Origin of the sequence: Pseudomonas sp. 29 (assembly GCF_002754355.1) — a bacterium.
In the GTDB taxonomy this organism is placed as follows: domain Bacteria; phylum Pseudomonadota; class Gammaproteobacteria; order Pseudomonadales; family Pseudomonadaceae; genus Aquipseudomonas; species Aquipseudomonas neuropathica.
The window spans coordinates 2,370,745-2,391,820 of sequence record NZ_PEEY01000001.1 but is presented as its reverse complement, the minus strand read 5'-3'; the positions used below and the strand labels follow the sequence as shown (position 1 = coordinate 2,391,820).

Here is a 21,076-nt window from a genome sequence, read left to right as displayed (position 1 = left end):
GTCTGTATGGCGTAAGAGTCTGTGACAAAGGTCAAAATGCCATCATTCCTTTCTCGCAGCCTCGGTGACTTTGTGTAATCTGCTGGAGAGCCCTGTGCATTGGCTGCAATGAGCTAATGTTAGGGCCTGGGTTTTGCCGGTAAGGGGCCTTGGGGTTTTGGCTGAAAACATGCTGGGCAACTTGCCCGCTAAGGATTTCAAGCATGCCGCGTTTGCATCGAGCCTTTGCTTTGATCGGATTGCTCTTGCTGGCTCAGACCGCTGCAGCGGATAAGCTGCGGCTGGTGTTTGATATCTGGCCACCCTTTACCGACGACACGCTGGTCAACGGCGGCCTGGCCACCGACATTGTCAGCACCGCGCTGTCCAGAGCCGGTTACGCCAGCGGTTACGAGCAGGTGCCGTGGGCACGGGCGCTGCTTGGCGTGGGGGAGGGCCGTTACGATGTGCTGGTCAACGCCTGGTACAACGACGAGCGGACCAAGCTCGGGCAATTTTCCGGGGAATACCTGCTCAACCGCATCCGCTTTCTCAAGCGCAAAGACACGCCACTCGACTATTCCAATCTGCAGCAACTGCACACCTATCCGATTGCGGTGGTGCGCGGCTACGCCTATTCGGCGCCGTTCGATGCCGACACGGCGTTGCAGAAAGTCCCTGTGCACAACTTCGCCATGGCCGTGCGCATGCTCGCGGCGGATCGGGTCAAGCTGACGCTGGAAGATGAGTATGTGGCGAAGTATTACCTGGCGCGGGAATCCGCCAAGGTGCGCAATTCGGTGGAGTTTTTACCCAAGCCGTTGAGTGAGAACAGCCTGCATATATTGGTGAGCCTGAAGAATCCGCAGCATGAGCAGATTGTCGCGGGGTTTGATAAGGCGATTGCGGCGATGAAGGCGGATGGGAGTTATGACAAGTTGCTTCGCCAGCATGGCATGTGAGGGCTGATCCAGAATTTTTTGTGTGGCTGATGGCCTCTTCGCGAGCAAGCTCGCTCCCACATTGGATTTGTGAACGACACAGAACACATGTGGGAGCGAGCTTGCTCGCGAAGGCGTCCTGTCAGCCAGCGCTGATCTCACTGGTGTCCTTGATAAGGTGCGCCGCCAAGGTACGCAACGGCCCCAACTGCCGACAGATCAACGCCAGTTGCGTCTGCACCAACCGCTGCCCCTCATCGATCTCATCGGCCATCTGCTCCAGCTCATTGGCCAGCGCTTCTTCCTCGTCACTCTGAATCGCCACCGGCTGCTTGTTGGCCAGCCCTTGGGCAATTTCATCAATACTCGTCGCCAGTTTCACCCCGGCGCCATCAATCAAATGCTCGCGCACATCCGCCGGCAACTGCGTCTCGCGGTGTGCACCCAGCCCTGACAGATAACTCAACAACGTGTGCGACAGCACCAGAAAGCGGAATCCGACATCGGCTTCCTTACGGAAATGCCCCGGCTCCATGAGCATGTTCGCCAGCGTTGTCGACAGCGCCGCATCGGCGTTGTGCGCGTTGCGGCGGGCCAGCCGATAGGCGAGGTCATCACTCTTGCCGGCGGCGTATTGCTGCATGATCTGGCGCAGGTAGATGCTGTTGCAGGTCAGAGTGTTGGCCAGCACTTTGTTCAGGCGTCGGCCCTGCCAGTCCGGCAGGAACAGGAACACCGTCAGGCCGGCAATCAGGCTGCCGAGCAAGGTATCGAACAACCGTGGCAGGAACAGTCCGTAACCGTCACCGACCTGGTTGAAGCAGAACAACACCATGATGGTGATCGCCGCTGTCGCCAGGGTGTAGCGGGTGGTGCGGTTGGTAAAGAACACCACGCCGGCAGCGATGGCAAAGCACGACTGCACCAACGGACTCGGGAACAGATCGAACAATGCCCACGCCACGGTCAGGCCGATGGCGGTGCCGAAAATCCGCTGACCGAGTTTGCGCCGCGTCGCGCCGTAGTTCGGCTGGCAGACGAACAGCGTGGTGAGGATGATCCAGTAACCCTGCGACGGGTGAATCAAATGCACCATGCCGTAACCGATACTCAGCGCCAATGGCAGGCGCAGGGCATGCCGGAACAGCAGAGACGTCGGCGTCAGTTGCGTGCGCAGGCGCACCCAGACGTCTTTGAGGTTGCGCGGCGAGCGGTCGAGCAGGCTGCTGTCAGTCGCGTCGGCCAAGGCGTCGGGGTTGCTCGCGTCGCTGAGCAAACGGTCGAGGGTGCCGAGGTTGGCCGCCAGTGCGCGCAGCGAACGCAACAGTCCGCGCCACGCCGGATTGCTCTGGATGCGCAGGTGTTCAAGGGAGGCGTCGAGGTCGCCCAGCGCTTCGGCGAAACTCGCGTCATAAATAAATGGCTGGCGCATCTGGATCGATTCGGCCAGAGCGCGGCAGGCCTTGCCTTGCTGGCGCAACAGGCGTTGGCAGCGGAACAGCACGTCGCTGTGGAAGAACGCTTCGGCCAGTGCGTTGTACGGATAGTGCGAAGAACTCGCGCGTTCGTGGATGTCCTGAGCGAGGAAGTACAGTTTCAGGTAACGGCTGACTTTCGATCCGGGGCGGCCATTGCCGACGCGGTGCAGGATGATTTCCTTGGCACTGTTCAGCGCCGCCACCACGCGACCGTTTTGCTGGGCCAGTTCCAGCCGCCGGGCTTCGACGTCCATCTGCCGGATCGGCTCGAACAGCGACGATTTCAGCTTCAGGTAAAAGCCCAGCTCACGGAACAAGCGCGCCAGACTTTGTTGCACCGGCTGGTTGGAAAACAGCGCCTGCCACAACACCGAGAGCAAGCCGTACCACGCGGCACCGGCGACCAGCAGCATCGGTTCGTGCCAGAAATCGGTGACCGCACCGCCGCGCTGATCAACGCCGATCATCGTGTATACCGACAGAATCAGCGTCGCCGAAGCAATCGCGCCATAGCGCTCGCCGAGCGCACCGAGCATGGTCAGGCCGAAACTGGCCAGCGCCAAAGCAATGGCAAACACGATGGGGTAGGGGAAGAGTAATTCGACCGACAGCGCGGCGATGCTGAAACACACCAGTGTCACGGCGAGGGCATTGAGGCGGCCCTGCCAACTGTCGTCGGTTTCGGCCAGGGCGCTGGCGATAATCCCCAGGAATAACGGGATCAGCAGGCCCATTTCATCCTGATACCAACACAGCGCCATGCTGCCGGTCAGGGCGATGAACACCCGCACGCTGTAGCTGAATTTATCCAGCGCCCACAGGCGCCGCAAAGACTGACGAAACGAGGTCGAGGACATGAAGTGCGAGGGCCTTCCGAGGCGATGCCGCTAAATTGAGCCAGTAATGACGCCGACGCAATGGCGCCGATCACATCTGACAGCAAAAAGTGTTCCTTACTGCATCACACATAACAACTGTAGGAGTGAGCCTGCTCGCGATAGCGGTGTGTCAGCCAATGCATTCATCGACTGATTCACCGCTATCGCGAGCAGGCTCACTCCTACAGGGTTTTGTATTTGGCCTTGAGTTAAGCGTACTGCGCAGCGGCGTAGCCTGAGGCCCAGGCCCACTGGAAGTTGAAACCGCCCAAGTGGCCAGTGACGTCGAGCACTTCGCCGATGAAATACAAGCCGGGGCTTTTCAGCGATTCCATGGTCTTGGAGGAGACTTCGCGAGTGTCGACACCGCCGAGGGTCACTTCGGCCGTGCGATAACCCTCAGTCCCCGCTGGCACGACTTTCCAGCTACCCAGCTTGTCGGCGATTTCCGCCAGTTCGGCGTGGGTGTATTGCTTCATCGGTTTGGACACGAACCAGTTGTCCGCCAGCAGATTGGCCATCTTCTTGGTGAAAATCTCACCCAGCAGAGTTTTCAATTCACTGTTCGGACGCTCGGCCACTTGCTGCTGCAACCAGCTCGCCGCGTCGTGATCCGGCAGCAGGTTGATCTCAACCGTGTCGCCGGATTCCCAGAACGAGGAAATCTGCAAAATCGCCGGGCCGCTGAGGCCACGGTGAGTGAAGAGGATGTTCTCGCGAAAGCTCTGATCGTTGCAGCTGACCAGACAATCCACCGAAGTGCCGGACAGCTCGGTGCACAGTTCCTTGAGTTGATCGGTGATGGTGAACGGCACCAGACCGGCGCGGGTCGGCAGCAGTTCATGGCCGAACTGTTTGGCCACTTGATAACCGAAACCGGTGGCGCCCAGCGTCGGGATCGACAGACCGCCGGTGGCGATCACCAGCGACTGGCACTGGATCTGGCCCAGTGTGGTGTCGAGCAGGTAACCGCTTTCGATCTTCTCGATGGTCTGGATCGACGTGTCCAGATGCAGCTCGACACCGACCTGATCGCACTCGGTCAGGAGCATTTCGAGGATGTCGCTGGATTTGTTATCGCAGAACAACTGGCCGAGTTTCTTCTCGTGGTACGGCACGGCGTGTTTGCCGACCATGCCGATGAAATCCCACTGGGTATAGCGCGCCAGCGCGGATTTGCAGAAGTGTGGGTTCTGCGAGAGGAAATTGCTCGGCTCGGTGTACATGTTGGTGAAATTGCAGCGGCCACCGCCCGACATCAGGATTTTCTTGCCGGCCTTGTTCGCGTGGTCGAGCAGCAACAACTGACGCCCACGCCCGGCGGCGGTCAGTGCACACATCAACCCAGCGGCGCCTGCGCCAATGATCACGACTTCGGTAGAGCGCAAAACGGTGTCCTCACACAATGATCGTTCCCACGCTCTGCGTGGGAACGCCGCCATGGACGCTCTGCGTCCGTTGTTATGTGACGCGGAGCGTCACGGGATGCATTCCCACGCAGAGCGTGGGAACGATCAGGTCAGAGGATGCGGACGCGCAGCGAACGGCCTTTGATCTTGCCGTCGTTCAGACGCTGCAAGGCCTGCATGGCCACGGTGCGGTCAACGGCTACATAAGCCTGGAAGTCAAAAATCGCGATCTTGCCAACCTGTGCACCCGGAATGCCGGCATCGCCAGTCAGTGCACCCAGAATGTCGCCCGGACGAACCTTGTCTTTACGGCCAGCACCGATGCACAGGGTGGTCATCGGCGGTTGCAGCGGGGCGAGGCCCTGGGACTTGAGGTTATCGACCTGATCCCAGTTCAGCGGCGATTTCTGCAGTTGTTCGATGGCTTGCGCGCGGTGCGCTTCGCCCGGTGCAACCAGGCTGATCGCGATGCCTTTCTCGCCAGCGCGACCGGTACGGCCAACGCGGTGAATGTGGATTTCCGAATCGCGCGCCAGTTCGACGTTGATCACCATGTCCAGCGCATCGATGTCCAGGCCACGGGCGGCGACGTCGGTGGCAACCAGTACCGAGGTACTGCGGTTGGCGAACATCGCCAGCACCTGATCGCGGTCACGCTGTTCCAGATCGCCATGCAGGCCGACGGCGGAAATGCCTTTGGCGGTCAGGTGATCGACGGTTTCCTGCACTTGCTGCTTGGTGAAGCAGAACGCCACGCAGGACGCCGGACGGAAGTGGTGCAGGACTTTGGTCACCACGCTCATACGATCTTCCGGGGAAATCTCGTAGAAACGCTGCTCGATCTGCGTGTCATCGTGGAACGCTTCGGCTTTCACCGTTTGCGGATCACGCATGAACTTCGACGCCAGTTGCTTGATGCCCACCGGGTAAGTGGCAGAGAACAGCAGGGTCTGACGGCGCTCCGGGGTTTTGACGATGATGTCTTCGATGGCGTCGTAGAAGCCCATGTCGAGCATGCGGTCGGCTTCGTCGAGGATCAAAGTGTTCAGGCCGTCGAGGACCAGCGAACCCTTGCGCAGGTGCTGCTGAATACGCCCCGGGGTGCCGACGATGATGTGCGCGCCGTGCTCCAGCGAAGCGATTTGCGGGCCGAACGACACGCCGCCGCACAGGGTCAGGACTTTGATGTTGTCTTCGGCCCGGGCCAGACGACGGACTTCCTTGGCGACCTGGTCGGCCAGCTCACGCGTCGGGCAGATCACCAGTGCCTGGCAACCGAAGTAGCGCGGGTTGATCGGGTTGAGCAGGCCGATGCCGAACGCGGCGGTCTTGCCGCTGCCGGTCTTGGCCTGGGCGATCAGGTCCATCCCCTTGAGGATCACCGGCAAGCTCTGCGCCTGGATCGGCGTCATCTGGGCATAACCGAGGGATTCGAGGTTAGCCAGCATGGCGGCGGACAGCGGCAGAGTATTAAAAGCGGTGGCGATGGTGGTCACGGGACTGGCCTGCAAAACAAAATGTCGCGCAGTGTAGCAGCCCCGTGCCACTTTCTTCGAAAGTTCTGGACGAACAGTGGTTAATGTTCGATGTGTTCTTCCGGACGTTTGGCGCGGCGGCCGTCTTCTTTCGACAGTTGCGAGAAGATCGTCGCGGCCAGCATCGCCATGATGCCGACGGTGACGAAGGTCAGCTGGAACGCGCCGAGCACGGTCTCCACGCCATCGTTACCGATCTCTGCGGTAAACCCGCCGAGCAACGCGCCGGCGCAGGCAACGCCCAGACTCAATGACAACTGCGCCACCACCGAGAGCAAGCTGTTGCCGCTGCTGGCGCTGGCATCGTCGAGATCAATCAGCGTCACGGTGTTCATCGCCGTAAATTGCAGCGAGTTGATCGCGCCCAGCACTGCCAGCAGGCACAGCAACAACCAGTATGGCGTCTGCTCGCTGACCAGGCCCATGCTTGCCAGCATGATCCCCAGTGCCAGGGTGTTGCCGGTGAGCACGATACGATAACCGAGCCGCTCAATCAGCGGCCGTGCCATCCACTTGGCAAACATCGCCGCCGCCGCCAGTGGCAGCATGCTCATCCCCGCTTGCGACGGTGAATAGCCCAGCGCCACTTGCAGCAGCAACGGCACCAGAAATGGCAATGCGCCGCTGCCCAGGCGGGCGAACAGGTTTCCGAGAATGCCGACGGCAAACGTGCGGGTCTTGAACAGCGATGGCGCGAACAGCGGGTTTTCGATGTGCCCGGCGCGCAACCAGTACGCCGCCAGACACGCCAGACCGGCGAACAGCAGCAACATCACCCGCAGATGCGGCAAGTGCAGTTCGCCAAGGCCTTCCATGGCGATGGTGATCAGGATCATCGCCGCGCCGAACAGCAGGAAACCCAGGCTATCGAAACGCGTGCGCTCGGTGCCGCGCAGGTCGGGAATGAATTTCCACACGGCGTAGCAACCGATCACGCCGACCGGCAGGTTGATCAGGAAGATCCAGTGCCACGTCAGGTACTCGACCATCCAGCCGCCCATGGTCGGGCCGATCAGCGGACCGAGCAGGCCGGGGATGGTGATGAAGCCCATGATCCGCACCAGTTCGGATCGCGGATAGGCGCGCAGTACGACGAGTCGCCCAACCGGTAGCATCAGCGCACCGCCCAGGCCCTGAATCACCCGGGCGCCGACCAGCATGCTCAGACTGCTCGACAAGGCGCAGAGCAGCGAGCCGAAGCTGAACAACAAGATCGCGCCGAAGAAGATTTTCTTGGTGCCGAAACGGTCGGCGATCCAGCCTGAGGCCGGTATCAGCAAGGCCACGGTGAGCATGTAGGCGATGATCACGCCTTGCATGCGCAACGGGTCTTCGGCCAGATCCCGAGCCATGGCCGGCAGGGCGGTGTTGAGGATGGTCCCGTCGAGGGACTGCATGAAGAACGCAATGGCGACGACCCACGGCAACCAGCGTGCGGTGATGGCGTCGAGAGGCGGGCGGTTGGGCATGGGACCTCTTGTCGTTGGAGTTAATGCATATCCATTGTCGAGCGCGGTCAGTGTGGGAGCGAGCCTGCTCGCGAAGAGGCCATTTCATTCAACATCGATGTCGATTGATCTACCGCTTTCGCGAGCAGGCTCGCTCCCACAGGTTTTGCGTTTACAGGGTCAAGGTCAGCCGGCTGACCAGTGCCCCCGGCAGCAACGCCGACGAGGTATTGCGCTGGCTGTACGTACTCGCCGACAGCAACAACTCACGCTCGGCGGTCAACGCTTCCAGCTGTGAACCCAGCAGGCTGTAAGCGCTGTCGTCGAAGCGCATGGTGCTGACCGGCGCCTGGATCTCGCCGTTCTCGACCCAGAAGGTCGCAAACCGAGTCATGCCGGTCATGCGCGCCGCCGGTTGATCCGAGAAGTTCAGGTACCACAGGTTGCTGATGTACAGCCCGGTGCCCAACTGTTTGAGGATCTCTGCTTGCGCCAGATCTCCCGCCGCCATGTTCAACGCACTCGGCATTTCCCCGCCGCCGGCGCCGTTGGCGGTCAGGCCATATTCCGCTGCACTGCGCGAGCCGACCAGTTGATCACCAGCCTTGCCTTCGACGATCAGGCGCAAATCACTGCGCGGATAACCCTCGCCGGAAAACGCCGGGCTCAGCGATTCGCTGACTTTCTCATCCAGCGACAGCAGTGGACTGAACGCCTGATCGCCGACATACAGCTTTTGCAACGGGCTGCTCTTACTGGCGATCGACTGCGCCGAGAAACCGCCCCAGCTCAGCATGCCCATGATTTCTTCCAGCGCCGCCGGTGCCAGATACGCGCGGTACTGCCCCGGCGCCAAGGTGCGCAGCGGTCGGCCGAGAAATTCCAGTTGCTCGCGGGCCTGGCCGAAGCGCTTGGCGAAGCCTTCGCTGCTCCAGTCATGCCCGGCGTAGCTGGCTTTCACTGCTTCACCGTTCTGGTGGAACAGGCTGAAATCGAAGTTGAAGCTGTTGGCCTGATGCCAGCCAAATGCGCCTGAAGAACTGGCGAAACCACGGCTGATCGGGCCGGCGGCATAGAAACCCACCAGATCCAGACCTTCAGCGGCAGCGCAGATTTCATCGACAACCTGTTCGGTGTCCGGCAGCGGATGCTCCTGCACATTTTTGCTCTGCCAGCCGTTGTGGTTGAGCAACAGGTACGGATCCTGCGGCAGCAGCGGCAGGGTTTCGCGCAGTTGTTGCAGGCCTTCGGCGAGGCGTTGCAGATCGCCTTCCTGATCACCGGACAGGGTGACTTGCAGGTCGGCGTGGCGACCGTCGTTGATCAGTTTCAGGACGATATTGGCCTGCTGCACTTGCCCGGCCTGACGCACCTTGGCGTGATTGAAACGCACGAACGCCGAGGATTCTGCGGCATAGCTGAGGGTGAACTGTTCCGGCTCGCGCACGCTGTCGCGCAGCCAATTGACCATGACCTTGAAGGCGTCGGACTGACTCTTCGAAATGCTCATCAGGCGTCTCCCCCAAACACATCAACGTTGCTGAATACGCAGGCCGGCGAAGCGTGGCCGACGCGGATCACCTGGTTCGGTTCGCCCTTGCCGCAGTTCGGCGTGCCCAGCACCTTGACGGTGTTGGCGTCGCCGACGGCGCGCAGGCTTTTCCAGAAGTGCGCGGAAATCGCCCGGTAGTTCGGGTTTTTCACCACACCTTTCAGTTCACCGTTTTCGATCAACTGGCCCCATTCACAGCCGAACTGGAATTTGTTGCGCGCATCGTCGATCGACCATGAGCGGTTGGTGCTCATCAGGATGCCGTGCTCGATGCCTTCGATCAGTTTGTTCAGAGGCTGATCGCCCGGTTCGATATTGAGGTTGGCCATGCGGTCTATCGGCGGGCGGTTCCAGCCGCAGGCGCGGCTGTTGGCAACGCCATCGAGACCGGCGCGGAACTGCGACAGCGCACCGCCCAGCGGGCGCAACAACAGGCCATCGCGGATCAGGAATTGTTTGCTGGCCTTGCTGCCATCGTCATCGTGGCCATAGCTGGCGAGTTCTTCGGGAATGCCCGGATCGAACGTCACGTTGAGCAGTTTCGAGCCGTATTGCAGGCTGCCGAAGTCGCTGGCTTTGACGAAACTGGTGCCGGCGTAATTGCGCTCGTCGCCGAGGATGCGGTCGAGTTCCAGCGGGTGGCCGATGGATTCGTGGATTTGCAGCATCATTTGATCGGGCATCAACAGCAGGTCGCGCGGGCCTTGCGGGGTGTTCGGCGCAAGCAGCAGTTGCAGGGCCTGATCGGCGACTTGCGGGCCGGCGCCGATCAAACCGCAGCGGCTGATCACATCAGCGCCGCCCTGTTGGCCGAAATTCTCGCGGCCAAGGCTACGGGTCTGGCTGTCGTTGCCATCGTAAGCGGTGACGTCGAGGCCCGGATAGACGAAGCGCTGCGCTTGGCGCAATTCAGCCCCGGCGCTGCTCAGGTAGATCTGTTCGACGTGGGTAATGCCAATGCTCACTTCCCAATTCACCAGGCGCTCATCCTTTGGCACCGAGGCGGATTCCGCGCCGAGCAGCTCAAAACATTCGCTCAGGGACGGGAAGGCTTGGTCGAGATTGGGTGAAAAGTAATCAGCACGATCGCTGGACACCGGCTGATCGCGCAGGTCGAGCAAGGCGTGCGGTTTGAGCCGACGCGCTTGCTGCTCGGCGCGTTCGAGGGCGGCTTGCAGACCTTGTTGCGAGAGGTCGTTGGTCGCCGCGTAGGCCTCAACGCCATTGACGCGCACGGTGAGCATCGCGCCTTCGTCGCGTCTCAGGCTCGGCGGCTCGGCGACATTCTTGCGCACCGACAGATATTGCCCGGACTCGCGTACATACCGCAGGGAAAAAAACTCAGCGCCCGTGCGCAAGGCAGCGAAGCGCTGCTTGAGCTGGGGGTGGAAATCGAACATTCGGGAACCTCCTTGTCAGGGGGAAGCGGTAGAGCAGCGGCGGGGAGGGGGTGAAACGGTTGCGCGAGGTCTAGAGTAGGCCTGCGTGGGGGTAGGATCAAGTGAAGAGGGGGTGTAGGGGGATTTACTGTGTAGCGGGGGAATTTTTGCTGAATGTGAGGGCCCCTTCGCGAGCAAGCTCGCTCCCACATTGGATTCCGGGTGTTCACAAATTTTGTGTTCACTGGAGATCTACTGTGGGAGCGAGCCTGCTCGCGAAGGCCGCGCCTCGGTATTACGTCTTACTGAGCAGCCGGGGTGATATCACGCATCGGCTTGCCCTTCACCGGCGCATCGCCCGCGACGTAGTACGGCGCGGTGCTACGCGGCAGCGGCTGGCGGCCACGGATCTTGTCGGCGATTTTCTCGGCGATCATGATCGTTGGCGCGTTGAGGTTGCCAGTGGTGATGATCGGCATGATCGAGGCATCGACCACACGCAGGCTCTGCATGCCGTGCACGCGACCTTCGCCATCCACTACAGCCATCTCGTCGGTGCCCATCTTGCACGAGCAGGACGGGTGGAACGCGGTTTCGGCGTGCTCGCGGATGAACTTGTCCAGTTGCTCATCGGTTTGCACTTCGATGCCCGGGCTGATTTCGCGGCCACGGAAAGCGTCGAGCGCCGGCTGTTGCATGATTTCACGGGTCAGGCGAATGCCGTCGCGGAATTCCTGCCAGTCTTGCTCGGTGGCCATGTAGTTGAACAGGATGCTCGGGTGCTGGCGCGGGTCTTTCGACTTGGCCTGGATGCGACCACGGCTTGGCGAACGCATGGAACCCATGTGTGCCTGGAAGCCGTGCTCTTTCACACCGTTGCTGCCGTTGTAGTTAATCGCTACCGGCAGGAAGTGGTACTGGATGTTCGGCCATTCGAATTCCGGACGCGAACGGATGAAACCGCCGGCTTCGAACTGGTTGCTGGCGCCGATGCCGGTGCCGTTGAACAGCCACTCGGCACCGATGGCTGGCTGGTTGTACCAGAGCAGCGACGGGTACAGCGAAACCGGCTGAGTGCAAGCGTATTGCAGGTACAGCTCAAGGTGATCCTGCAGGTTTTCACCGACGCCTGGTAGATCGTGAACCACCGGAATGTCGAGGGATTTCAGCAGTTCGGCAGGGCCGACACCGGAACGCTGCAGAATCTGCGGCGAAGCGATGGCGCCGGAGCACAGCAGCACTTCTTTGCGCGCTTTGGCTTCAACGCGTTCTTCCGCATCGCCGACCAGGTAACGCACACCGACGGCACGCTTGCCTTCAAACAGAATCTTGTCGGTCAGGGCGTGGGTGACGATGGTCAGGGTCGAACGCTTCTTGGCGACGTCGAGGTAGCCACGGGCGGTGGATGCACGACGGCCGTTCGGCGTCACGGTGCGGTCCATCGGGCCGAAGCCTTCCTGCTGGTAACCGTTGAGGTCTTCGGTGCGCGGGTAACCGGCCTGCACACCGGCTTCGACCATGGCGTGGAACAGCGGGTTGTTGCCCGCCTTCGGCGTGGTCACGCTAACCGGGCCTTCGCCACCGTGGTAGTCGTTCGGGCCGATGTCGCGGGTTTCCGCTTTGCGGAAGTACGGCAGGCAGTCGAGGTACGACCAGTTTTCCAGGCCTGGCAGTTTTGCCCAGCCGTCGTAGTCCATCGCGTTGCCACGGATGTAGCACATGCCGTTGATCAGCGAAGAACCGCCGAGGCCTTTGCCGCGACCGCATTCCATGCGGCGACCGTCCATGTGTGGCTCTGGATCGGTTTCGTAGGCCCAGTTGTAGCGACGACCTTGCAGCGGGAATGCCAGGGCAGCGGGCATTTGCGTGCGGAAGTCGAAGCGGTAGTCCGGACCGCCTGCTTCGAGCAGCAGAACGGTGACGCCTTCGTCTTCAGTCAGACGGGTCGCCAGGGTGTTACCGGCCGAGCCGGCACCGATGATGATGTAATCGAATTCTTGGGACATTGAATGCACCCTCTTTAGATGTGGTCAGGTCGGGCCTGACGAGTGCTTTGCACTCGAATCGCGAGCGGGCTCACTCCCATAGGAGACACTGTTCCAATGTGGGAGCGAGTCTGCTCGCGAAGACGGCCTCACGAGCAATACAAGACTCGGGTCTTAGAACACCGAGACGTAATCGCCCAGCTCGACCTGTACCGATTTGATGCGGGTGAAGTTGTTCAGCGAGCTGATGCCGTTCTCACGGCCAACACCCGACTGCTTGTAACCGCCGACCGGCATTTTTGCGTCGGACTCGCCCCAGGCGTTGATCCAGCAGATACCGGCTTCCAGTTGATGAATCACGCGGTGTGCGCGGTTCAGGTCTTTGGTGACGATACCGGCGGCCAAACCGAAGTCGGTGTCGTTGGCGCGGCGGATCACTTCTTCTTCGGTCTCGTAGGAGAGGATCGCCATCACTGGGCCAAAGATTTCTTCGCGAACGATGGTCATGTCGTCGGTGCAATCGGTGAACACGGTAGGTGCCACGAATGCGCCTTTGGCGAATTCGCCGTCGGTCAGACGGTCGCCGCCGCACAGGACGCGGGCGCCTTGTTCTTTACCCTTGGCGATGTAGCCGAGCACGCTTTCCATGTGCGCGAAGCTGACCAGCGGGCCGAAGTTGGTGTTTTCGTCTTCCGGGTTGCCGACGCGGATGCGTGCAACGCGCTCAACGATCTTGGCTTCGAAAGCGGCTTTCAGGTGCGCCGGAACGAACACGCGAGTGCCGTTGGTGCAGACCTGGCCGGAGCTGTAGAAGTTGGCCATCATCGCGGTGTCGGCAGCACGATCGAGATCGGCGTCGTCGCAGATGATCAGCGGAGACTTGCCGCCCAGTTCCATGGTCACGTCTTTCAGCGACGAAGCCGAAGCGCTGGCCATAACCTTCTTGCCGGTGTCGGTGCCGCCGGTGAAGGAGATTTTTTCGATGCGCGGGTGCTCGGTCAGCCAGGTGCCGACTTCACGGCCGCTGCCGGTCAGGACGTTGAACACACCGTTTGGAACGCCGGCTTCGGTGTAGATCTCGGCCAGTTTCAGGGTGGTCAGCGAGGTGACTTCGCTTGGTTTGAAGATCATCGCGTTACCGGCAGCCAGGGCCGGCGCGGATTTCCACAGCGCGATCTGGATCGGGTAGTTCCACGCGCCGATACCGGCGACAACGCCCAGCGGCTCGCGACGGGTGTAGACGAAAGAAGTGTCACGCAGCGGGATCTGCTCGCCTTCGATGGCGGGCACCAGGCCTGCGTAGTATTCCAGCACGTCAGCGCCGGTAACGATGTCGACGTACTTGGTTTCGGAGAAGGCTTTACCGGTGTCCAGGGTTTCCAGCGCGGCCAGTTCATCGTTGCGCTCGCGCAGGATGTCGACGGCGCGACGCAGGATGCGCGAACGCTCCATGGCGGTCATCGCGGCCCAGATTTTCTGGCCCTTTTCAGCGCTGACCACAGCACGCTCGACGTCTTCCTTGGTCGCACGTTGCACCTGTGCGAGGACTTCACCGTTAGCCGGGTTGATGGCTTCGAAGGTGGCATCGCTGCCGGCGTCGGAGTACGCGCCATCGATGTAAAGTTTTTGCAGTTCGAAACGGGCCATAGTGTCCTCGCAAGTGCATTGGTGGTTGGCGTTGACCACCGCGGTGAGGCTGCGGTGGCGGTTCAGGGGCCGAGCGTTTTCTGTGTGCTCTAGCTCACCTTCTTGGCCAATTGGAAATCCATGTATTCGTAAGCGATCTGTTGCGCCTGCGCCGTGTCGAAAGCGTCTCCCGACAGCGCGCCGCGCAACCACAAGCCGTCAATCAACGCTGCCAGCCCCCGCGCTGCGCTGCGCGCATCTTCGAGCGGCAGCACACGGCGGAACTGGCAGCACAGGTTGGAATACAGACGGTGATCGTTGATCCGCTGCAACCTGTGCAAAGACGGCTGGTGCATGCTGGTGGCCCAAAAGGCCAGCCAGGTTTTCATTGCCGGGCCATTGACCTGGCTGGCGTCGAAGTTGCCTTCGATGATCACCTGCAGATGTGCCCGTGGGCTGTCATCTGCCAGCGCCTGACGGCGCGCGGTGACGCTCTCGCTGAGGGCGGTCATCAGATACCGCATCGTGGCGGCGATCAGGCCGTTCTTGTCCTGAAAGTAATGACTGATGATGCCATTCGAGACACCGGCCAAACGGGCGATCAGCGCAATGCTGGCGTCCCCCATTCCGACCTGATCGACCGCCTGCAATGTGGCTTCGATCAGTTGTTGGCGGCGGATGGGTTGCATACCGACCTTGGGCATCTTGCACATCTCCTTAGGCCTTCCGAGCGGCGAATCACGCCGATCGGATTGAGGGCCAGTCTATTTTGTTTTGATTGAACGTTCAATCAACAAAGAATAAGATCTGCGACAAATCGTCGCTGCCTACAGCTTTTTCCTACGTGTAAGTGGCGATAAAACCGACATCCGAAAAAGCTCGAAACCTGCGTGGGGCATGGCGCGGTTCGCGATTCGATGGACGTGTTGAAAGGGCAAGACGCTCAGGGCCAGGTTTCGGATGACCGTCCGTCCACCTTCGGCCACGAAAGCGATTCGCAGCGCCATTTCGGCAGGTTCGGGCTTTTTTCGGGGTGTCTTTATATCACCCGCCGGTCGGCTGCCAACTAACCGATTGGTCGGGTTCCGTGTTGCCTTGTGTTCTTCTCTCGCACTGCCTGGAGCATTTGTGCCATGAGTTCTGCCTCGCTTATAAAGACCCCGCCCGAGAAGGTGACGGTCAACGGTTGGGTGTTTTACACCTCTACCGCGCTGATTCTGTTGTTGACCGCCATTCTGATTATCGCCCCGCAAGAGGCCGGCAGACTGTTGGGTATCGCTCAGGCCTGGTTGTCGCGCAGCTTCGGCTGGTACTACATGGTGGTCATCGCCGCCTACCTGGTGTTTGTGGTGGGCCTGGCGTTTTCTTCGTACGGCAAACTCAAACTGGGCAGCAAGGACGACACCCCGGATTTCAGTTACGGCGCCTGGGCGGGGATGCTGTTCTCGTCGGGTATCGGTATTTCGCTGTTGTACTTCGGCGCATCCGAGCCACTGGATCACTATTTCAATCCGCCGGAAGGCGCTTCGGCCAGCAACTTGGCCGCGCGTCAGGCAGTACAGCTGACGTTCCTGCATTGGGGTCTGCACGGCTGGGCGATCTACGCACTGGTCGGTCTGGCCGTGGCGTACTTTGCTTACCGGCATAACCAGCCGCTGGCCCTGCGTTCGGCGCTGTATCCGCTGGTCGGCGAGCGTTGGGTCAAGGGCGCGGCCGGTCACGCGGTGGACGGCTTCGGCATGTTCGTGACCCTGCTGGGTCTGGTGACCAACCTGGGGATTGGTTCGCTGCAAGTGTCCTCGGGCCTGGAAAACCTGTTCGGCATGGAACACAGCAACACCAACCTGCTGATCGTGATCATCGTGATGAGCACCGTGGCGACCATCGCTGCCGTGTCCGGCGTGGAAAACGGCATCCGTCGTCTGTCCAACCTGAACATCGTGCTGTTCAGCGGTCTGCTGATTTTCGTGCTGTTGTTTGGCCCGACTTTGCACCTGCTCAACGGCTTCGTGCAGAACATCGGCGACTACCTCAATGGCATCGTGCTGAAAACCTTCGACCTTTATGTGTACGAAGGCGACAACGCCAAGTCCGAGCGCTGGATGGGCCTGTGGACTCTGTTCTATTGGGCGTGGTGGATTTCCTGGGCCCCGTTCGTCGGCATGTTCATCGCGCGTATTTCCCGTGGTCGTACCGTGCGTGAACTGGTCGCTGGCGTGCTGCTGATTCCACTGGGCTTCACCTTGGCCTGGCTGTCGATCTTCGGTAACTCGGCACTGGACCTGGTGATGAACCATGGCGCAGTGGAGCTCGGCAAGACGGCGCTGGAACAGCCGTCGATGGCGATTTATCAGTTGCTTGAGCACTATCCGGCGTCGAAAGTCGTTATCGGTGTGTCGATCTTTGTTGGCTTCGTGCTGTTCCTGACCCCGGCCGACTCCGGCGCGGTGATGATGGCGAATCTGTCCTGCAAGGGCGGCAACGTCGATGAAGATGCGCCGCACTGGCTGCGGATCTTCTGGTCGGTGGTGATCACCCTGGTGACCATCGGTCTGCTGTTTGCCGGTAACTTCGAAGCCATGCAAACCATGGTGGTGCTGGCCGGTCTGCCGTTCTCGGTGGTGCTGGTGTTCTTCATGTTCGGCTTGCACAAGGCCATGCGTCAGGACGTGCAGATCGAACAGGAGCAGGCGCAGCTGGCGGAGCGCGGTCGTCGTGGTTTCAGCGAGCGTCTGACGCAACTGGATCTGCAACCGAGCCAATCGGTGGTGCAACGCTTCATGGACAAGCAGGTCAGCCCGGCGCTGGAAGATGCTGCTGCGCAGATGCGTGCGCAGGGTCTGGAAGTGCAGACGCTGCTGGGTAAATCCAAGCGCTGCATGGGTGTGCGCGTCGAGATGGAAGAGGGCAACCCTTTCGTTTACGAAGTGAGCCTGGACGGCTATCTGGCGACCCCGACCGAATCGGCGCAGTCCGATGAAGCGCGCCAGCGTTACTACCGCGCCGAGGTGTACCTGCACAACGGCAGCCAGGATTACGACCTGATGGGCTTCACGCAGGATCAGATCACACGCGATGTGCTCGATCAGTTTGAAAGCCATCGGCAGCTCCTTGGCCGGGTGTATAGCTAAGTCAAAAGCCCCCTCACCCCAACCCTCTCCCGGAGGGAGAGGGAGCTGACCGAAGTGTCTTGCGCTATACGCCGACTTGAAAGATCGAGTCGATTATGGATTGGCTGCAGCAGGTTGCGAGCTTCTCCAAATCTGAGTTCCACTCGGTCATTCAGGTCGGCGTAGTTCGAAAATACAACTCGGTCAGTCCCCTCTCCCTCTGGGAGAGGGCTAGGCGGGCGGCGTTCCGATGAGGGGCTTTTTTCCTGACCCAATAAAAAAGGGATCGCTCACCGCGATCCCTTTTTTTATCCCGCCTTAACCGAGATTCTTGCCCAGCAACGCGTGATACAACTCACTGTCGCCCAAGATCCCCACCACATGATTGTCATCGTGCAGCACCAGCTTGTTGCCGGTCTGATAACGAATCTGCAACGCATCGCGCATACCGATATTAGAGTCCACCAGCGTCGGCTTGCGCTCCAGCCCCTCTACCGCTTGCCCCGGTGCCCAGTTCTGCAGGTTCAGCACCGAACCATTCTGCCGCGCACCCTTGATGGTGTTGCCCTCGGCCAGGTCCAGCCACGAATCGCCGCCCGGATCGAGGCACACCGAACCATTGATGCGTTTGCACTTGTCCAGGGTGCGCATCAGGCTGCGGCCGCAGAGCACGTTGAGCGGATTGGTGTGCGCAACGAAAGTGCGCACATAGTCGTCCGCCGGGTTCAGCACGATCTCTTCCGGCACGCTGTACTGGATGATCCGGCCGTCTTTCATGATCGCGATGCGGCTACCCAATTTGAGCGCCTCGTCGAGGTCGTGGCTCACGAAGACAATGGTCTTGCTCAGCTTGCGTTGCAGTTCCAGCAGTTCATCCTGCAGGCCCTGACGGATCAGCGGGTCGAGGGCCGAGAACGGTTCGTCCATCAATAGAATGTCGGCGTCCATCGCCAGCGCTCGTGCCAGACCAACACGCTGCTGCATGCCGCCGGAGAGTTCGTCGGGCTTCTTGTTGCGCCACTGGGTCAGGCCGACCAGTTCGAGTTTTTCATCGACGAGCTTCTTGCGTTCCTTCTCCGGGCGACCCTGCATTTCCAGACCGAAACTGATGTTCTCGCGCACCGTTAGCCAAGGCATCAGGGCGAACTTCTGAAAGACCATGGCGATGCGTTTGGTGCGCATCATTTTCAGCTCGGCCGGGGTGCAGGAAGCGATGTCGATCTGGCGGTTTTCATGCTCGACGAACAGCTTGCCGCGGCTCACGGTGTTGAGGCCGTTGATGCAGCGCAGCAGGCTCGACTTGCCCGAACCGGACAAGCCCATCAGCACGCAGATCTCGCCTTTGTTGATGTCCAGCGTGGCTTTTTCCACGCCGACAATCTGTCCGGTCTTTTTCAGGATCTCGTTGCGGGTCATGCCCTGATCGAGCAGTTTGAGTGCCTCGCGCGGATCCTTGGAGAAGATTACGTCGACGTCTTCGAAGCGAATTATGCTCATGCGTCACCCCCTGCTTTAGCGTCGGGTTGTTTGCAGATACGGTCGAGCATGATCGCCAGCAGTACGATCGCCAAGCCCGCTTCGAAGCCCAAGGCGATATCAGCAGTGTTCAGTGCGTTGACCACCGGTTTGCCGAGTCCATCGGCGCCTACCAGTGCAGCGATCACCACCATCGACAACGACAGCATGATGCACTGGGTGATGCCGGCCGCGATGCTCGGCATGGCGTGAGGCAGTTCGATCCGTGAGAGCAATTGGCGACGCGAGCAGCCGAAGGCCTTGCCGGCGTCCATCAGTTCTTGCGGGACATCGCGGATGCCCAGGTAGGTCAGGCGGATCGGCGCAGCGATGGCGAACACCACTGTGGAGATCAGGCCTGGCACCACACCCAGCCCGAAGAGGGTCAGGGTAGGAATGAGGTAAACGAAGGTCGGTACGGTCTGCATCAGATCGAGTACCGGACGCATGACCGTGTAGAACATCGGTTTGTGCGCGGCGACGATGCCCAACGGCACGCCGATGACCACGCAGACCAGGGTTGCGAACATGACCTGGGCGAGGGTTTCCATGGTCTCCTGCCAGTACCCCAGATTGAGGATCAGCAGGAAGGAGGCAATGACGAACGCAGTCAGGCCCCATTTACGCTGAATGAAGTGAGCGAGTAGTGCGATCAGGCCAATCAAGACCAGTGGGTTGAACCAGGTCAGCGCAAACGTCACGCCGTGGATCATCGTTTCCAGTGTCACGGCGATTGCGTCGAAGGTGTTGGCGCCGTGTTGCGTCAACCATTCAACGAAGCCCGCGATGTACTGGCCTAAAGGTATTTTCTGATCAATCAGCATGGTAGTGAACGTCCGCATGCAAGGAAATAAACAGCCCGGGCGGGCGAACCCACCCGGCATAAGCGATTACTGAAGCTTGGCTTTCACGGCCTCCAGGCCAGGTTTACCGTCAATGGTGGTCACGCCAGCGAGCCAGGTATCGAGCACTTGTGGATTCTTTTTCAGCCAGGCCTTCGCGGCCGCGTCAGGCTTCATCTTGTCGTCGAGGATGTTGCCCATCAGTTCGCTTTCCATGTCGACGGTGAACTCCAGGTTCTTCAGCAACTGACCGACGTTGCTGCATTCCTCGGCGTAACCCTTGCGGGTGTTGGTCGCTACGGTCGCAGCACCGAAATCGGGGCCGAAGAAATCATCGCCACCGGTCAGGTATTGAATCTTGAAGCGCTTGTTCATCGGGTGTGGCGCCCAGCCGAGGAAGACCACGGCGGTGTCGCGTTTTTGCGCGCGATCCACCTGCGAGAGCATACCCGCTTCCGACGATTCGACGACTTTGAAACCGGCGGTTTTCAGGCCGAAAGCGTCCTTGTCGATCATGCTCTGGATCAGACGGTTGCCGTCATTGCCAGGCTCGATGCCGTAGATCTTGCCGTCGAGTTCTTTCTTGAATTTGGCGATGTCGGCGAAGTCATGCAGACCTTTGTCATACAGGGCTTGCGGCACGGCGAGGGTGTACTTGGCGCCCTTGAGGTTGGTGCGCACGGTTTCCACGGTGCCGGCGTCGCGGTAAGCCTTGATGTCGTTTTCCATGGTCGGCATCCAGTTGCCGAGGAACACGTCCATGTTCTTGCCGTCGGCCAGCGACTTGTAGGTCACGGGCACGGAGATCATGGTGGTCTTGGTCTTGTAGCCGAGGGCGTTGAGGACAACGGAGGTGGTAGCGGTGGTAGCGGTGATGTCGGTCCAGCCGACATCGGAGAAGTTAACGGTACTGCACTGTGCCGGTTCTGCAGCTTGCGCCAGTAACGGCAGACTCAGCATGGCGGCCAACAACAACGACGGGGAACCTTTCATGGATGGACTCCTTGGTGTTTTTTTTGGCAGTGTTCCGACTGTGGACCACCGCACTTATAGGTTGCGGTTGGATGGCGTTCTGGAGACAGCTCTACCACGGCGCCTTGCAATCGAGTCATAACGATCATGTACCAGTGAAAATCTGACGCCTACAGGGGGGGTCGTATCCAGTACAGGGATGGTCGCATCCAGTGTCAGTGACGTCGCTTACAGCTTTTTTCAGCCCCGAATGGCCATCTGAACCGCATAAAAACGGCGAAAAACCGGGGCGAAAACGGCGCGGCGCTGGTGGACATGAGTGCGTCGGTGTCAGACGCCGTGCGCTCCGACAAAAGCCTGATGATGCGGGCATTCCGGCGGATCGCAGCTTGAGCGTAGCAGCTCCGTCAGCGGGCGCTTCACGCCC

14 protein-coding genes are annotated in these 21,076 nt (G+C 60.2%); 2 read left to right on the top strand and 12 right to left on the bottom strand.

Going from position 1 to position 21,076, the window contains the following annotated elements:
* Positions 1 to 203 precede the first annotated feature (203 nt).
* A complete protein-coding gene (locus CLU80_RS11155) occupies positions 204 to 941 on the top strand; it encodes a substrate-binding periplasmic protein (protein ID WP_099757391.1) in 738 nt (245 codons plus the stop codon).
* A 121-nt stretch (positions 942 to 1,062) separates the two neighbouring features.
* Here CLU80_RS11155 and yccS read toward each other — a convergent pair whose 3' ends face one another.
* The 9 genes from yccS to betI form a co-directional block, all read right to left on the bottom strand.
* Entirely contained in the window at positions 1,063 to 3,255 is a 2,193-nt protein-coding gene (gene yccS, locus CLU80_RS11150; RefSeq protein ID WP_099757390.1) for a YccS family putative transporter, read from the bottom strand.
* A 230-nt stretch (positions 3,256 to 3,485) separates the two neighbouring features.
* The gene (locus CLU80_RS11140) at positions 3,486 to 4,664 is read right to left on the bottom strand and encodes a BaiN/RdsA family NAD(P)/FAD-dependent oxidoreductase (RefSeq protein WP_099757389.1); all 1,179 of its coding nucleotides are present in this window, start codon (positions 4,662 to 4,664) and stop codon (positions 3,486 to 3,488) included.
* Positions 4,665 to 4,795: 131 nt separating this feature from the next.
* Positions 4,796 to 6,181 (bottom strand): ATP-dependent RNA helicase DbpA, encoded by a 1,386-nt coding sequence (dbpA, locus tag CLU80_RS11135; protein WP_093429879.1) that lies wholly within the window; start codon positions 6,179 to 6,181, stop codon positions 4,796 to 4,798.
* An 80-nt stretch (positions 6,182 to 6,261) separates the two neighbouring features.
* Positions 6,262 to 7,689, bottom strand: coding sequence for a multidrug transporter subunit MdtD (gene mdtD, locus CLU80_RS11130; RefSeq protein WP_099757388.1), 1,428 nt, complete (start codon positions 7,687 to 7,689; stop codon positions 6,262 to 6,264).
* Between the two features lie 151 nt (positions 7,690 to 7,840).
* Positions 7,841 to 9,178 carry a TldD/PmbA family protein gene (locus tag CLU80_RS11120; protein ID WP_093429881.1) on the bottom strand — a complete coding sequence of 446 codons (1,338 nt, stop codon included), beginning with the start codon at positions 9,176 to 9,178 and terminating at the stop codon, positions 7,841 to 7,843.
* Positions 9,178 to 10,620, bottom strand: a complete 1,443-nt coding sequence (locus CLU80_RS11115) for a TldD/PmbA family protein (RefSeq protein ID WP_093429882.1) — start codon at positions 10,618 to 10,620, stop codon at positions 9,178 to 9,180. Before CLU80_RS11115 ends, CLU80_RS11120 begins: the two co-directional genes overlap by 1 nt.
* 281 nt (positions 10,621 to 10,901) lie before the next feature.
* Positions 10,902 to 12,605, bottom strand: coding sequence for a choline dehydrogenase (gene betA / locus CLU80_RS11110; RefSeq protein WP_099757387.1), 1,704 nt, complete (start codon positions 12,603 to 12,605; stop codon positions 10,902 to 10,904).
* A 153-nt stretch (positions 12,606 to 12,758) separates the two neighbouring features.
* Entirely contained in the window at positions 12,759 to 14,231 is a 1,473-nt protein-coding gene (gene betB, locus CLU80_RS11105) for a betaine-aldehyde dehydrogenase (protein ID WP_099757386.1), read from the bottom strand.
* An 89-nt stretch (positions 14,232 to 14,320) separates the two neighbouring features.
* Positions 14,321 to 14,914: a transcriptional regulator BetI gene (betI, locus tag CLU80_RS11100; RefSeq protein ID WP_008085771.1), complete on the bottom strand. Its 594-nt coding sequence runs from the start codon at positions 14,912 to 14,914 to the stop codon at positions 14,321 to 14,323.
* 429 nt (positions 14,915 to 15,343) lie between these two features.
* Between betI and betT the strand changes: the two genes are divergently transcribed.
* Positions 15,344 to 17,341 carry a choline BCCT transporter BetT gene (betT, locus tag CLU80_RS11095; RefSeq protein ID WP_099757385.1) on the top strand — a complete coding sequence of 666 codons (1,998 nt, stop codon included), beginning with the start codon at positions 15,344 to 15,346 and terminating at the stop codon, positions 17,339 to 17,341.
* A gap of 297 nt (positions 17,342 to 17,638) precedes the next feature.
* Here betT and choV read toward each other — a convergent pair whose 3' ends face one another.
* The 3 genes from choV to CLU80_RS11080 all read right to left on the bottom strand — a co-directional run bounded on the left by choV (position 17,639) and on the right by CLU80_RS11080 (position 20,670).
* On the bottom strand, positions 17,639 to 18,817 hold the full coding sequence (gene choV / locus CLU80_RS11090) for a choline ABC transporter ATP-binding protein (RefSeq protein ID WP_034153601.1): 1,179 nt from the start codon (positions 18,815 to 18,817) through the stop codon (positions 17,639 to 17,641).
* Positions 18,814 to 19,659 carry a choline ABC transporter permease subunit gene (gene choW, locus CLU80_RS11085; protein ID WP_093429887.1) on the bottom strand — a complete coding sequence of 282 codons (846 nt, stop codon included), beginning with the start codon at positions 19,657 to 19,659 and terminating at the stop codon, positions 18,814 to 18,816. The genes choV and choW overlap by 4 nt, the downstream gene beginning before the upstream one ends.
* A 66-nt stretch (positions 19,660 to 19,725) precedes the next feature.
* The gene (locus tag CLU80_RS11080) at positions 19,726 to 20,670 is read right to left on the bottom strand and encodes a choline ABC transporter substrate-binding protein (protein WP_007918300.1); all 945 of its coding nucleotides are present in this window, start codon (positions 20,668 to 20,670) and stop codon (positions 19,726 to 19,728) included.
* Positions 20,671 to 21,076: the final 406 nt, after the last annotated feature.

What these genes read in the sequence shown, in the direction of transcription:
- CLU80_RS11155 (WP_099757391.1), top strand. Translation starts at nt 204, where the DNA reads ATGCCGCGTTTGCATCGAGCCTTTGCTTTGATCGGATTGCTCTTGCTG.
- yccS (WP_099757390.1), bottom strand. Translation starts at nt 3,255, where the DNA reads ATGTCCTCGACCTCGTTTCGTCAGTCTTTGCGGCGCCTGTGGGCGCTG.
- mdtD (WP_099757388.1), bottom strand. Translation starts at nt 7,689, where the DNA reads ATGCCCAACCGCCCGCCTCTCGACGCCATCACCGCACGCTGGTTGCCG.
- CLU80_RS11120 (WP_093429881.1), bottom strand. Translation starts at nt 9,178, where the DNA reads ATGAGCATTTCGAAGAGTCAGTCCGACGCCTTCAAGGTCATGGTCAAT.
- CLU80_RS11115 (WP_093429882.1), bottom strand. Translation starts at nt 10,620, where the DNA reads ATGTTCGATTTCCACCCCCAGCTCAAGCAGCGCTTCGCTGCCTTGCGC.
- betA (WP_099757387.1), bottom strand. Translation starts at nt 12,605, where the DNA reads ATGTCCCAAGAATTCGATTACATCATCATCGGTGCCGGCTCGGCCGGT.
- betB (WP_099757386.1), bottom strand. Translation starts at nt 14,231, where the DNA reads ATGGCCCGTTTCGAACTGCAAAAACTTTACATCGATGGCGCGTACTCC.
- betI (WP_008085771.1), bottom strand. Translation starts at nt 14,914, where the DNA reads ATGCCCAAGGTCGGTATGCAACCCATCCGCCGCCAACAACTGATCGAA.
- betT (WP_099757385.1), top strand. Translation starts at nt 15,344, where the DNA reads ATGAGTTCTGCCTCGCTTATAAAGACCCCGCCCGAGAAGGTGACGGTC.
- choV (WP_034153601.1), bottom strand. Translation starts at nt 18,817, where the DNA reads ATGAGCATAATTCGCTTCGAAGACGTCGACGTAATCTTCTCCAAGGAT.
- choW (WP_093429887.1), bottom strand. Translation starts at nt 19,659, where the DNA reads ATGCTGATTGATCAGAAAATACCTTTAGGCCAGTACATCGCGGGCTTC.
- CLU80_RS11080 (WP_007918300.1), bottom strand. Translation starts at nt 20,670, where the DNA reads ATGAAAGGTTCCCCGTCGTTGTTGTTGGCCGCCATGCTGAGTCTGCCG.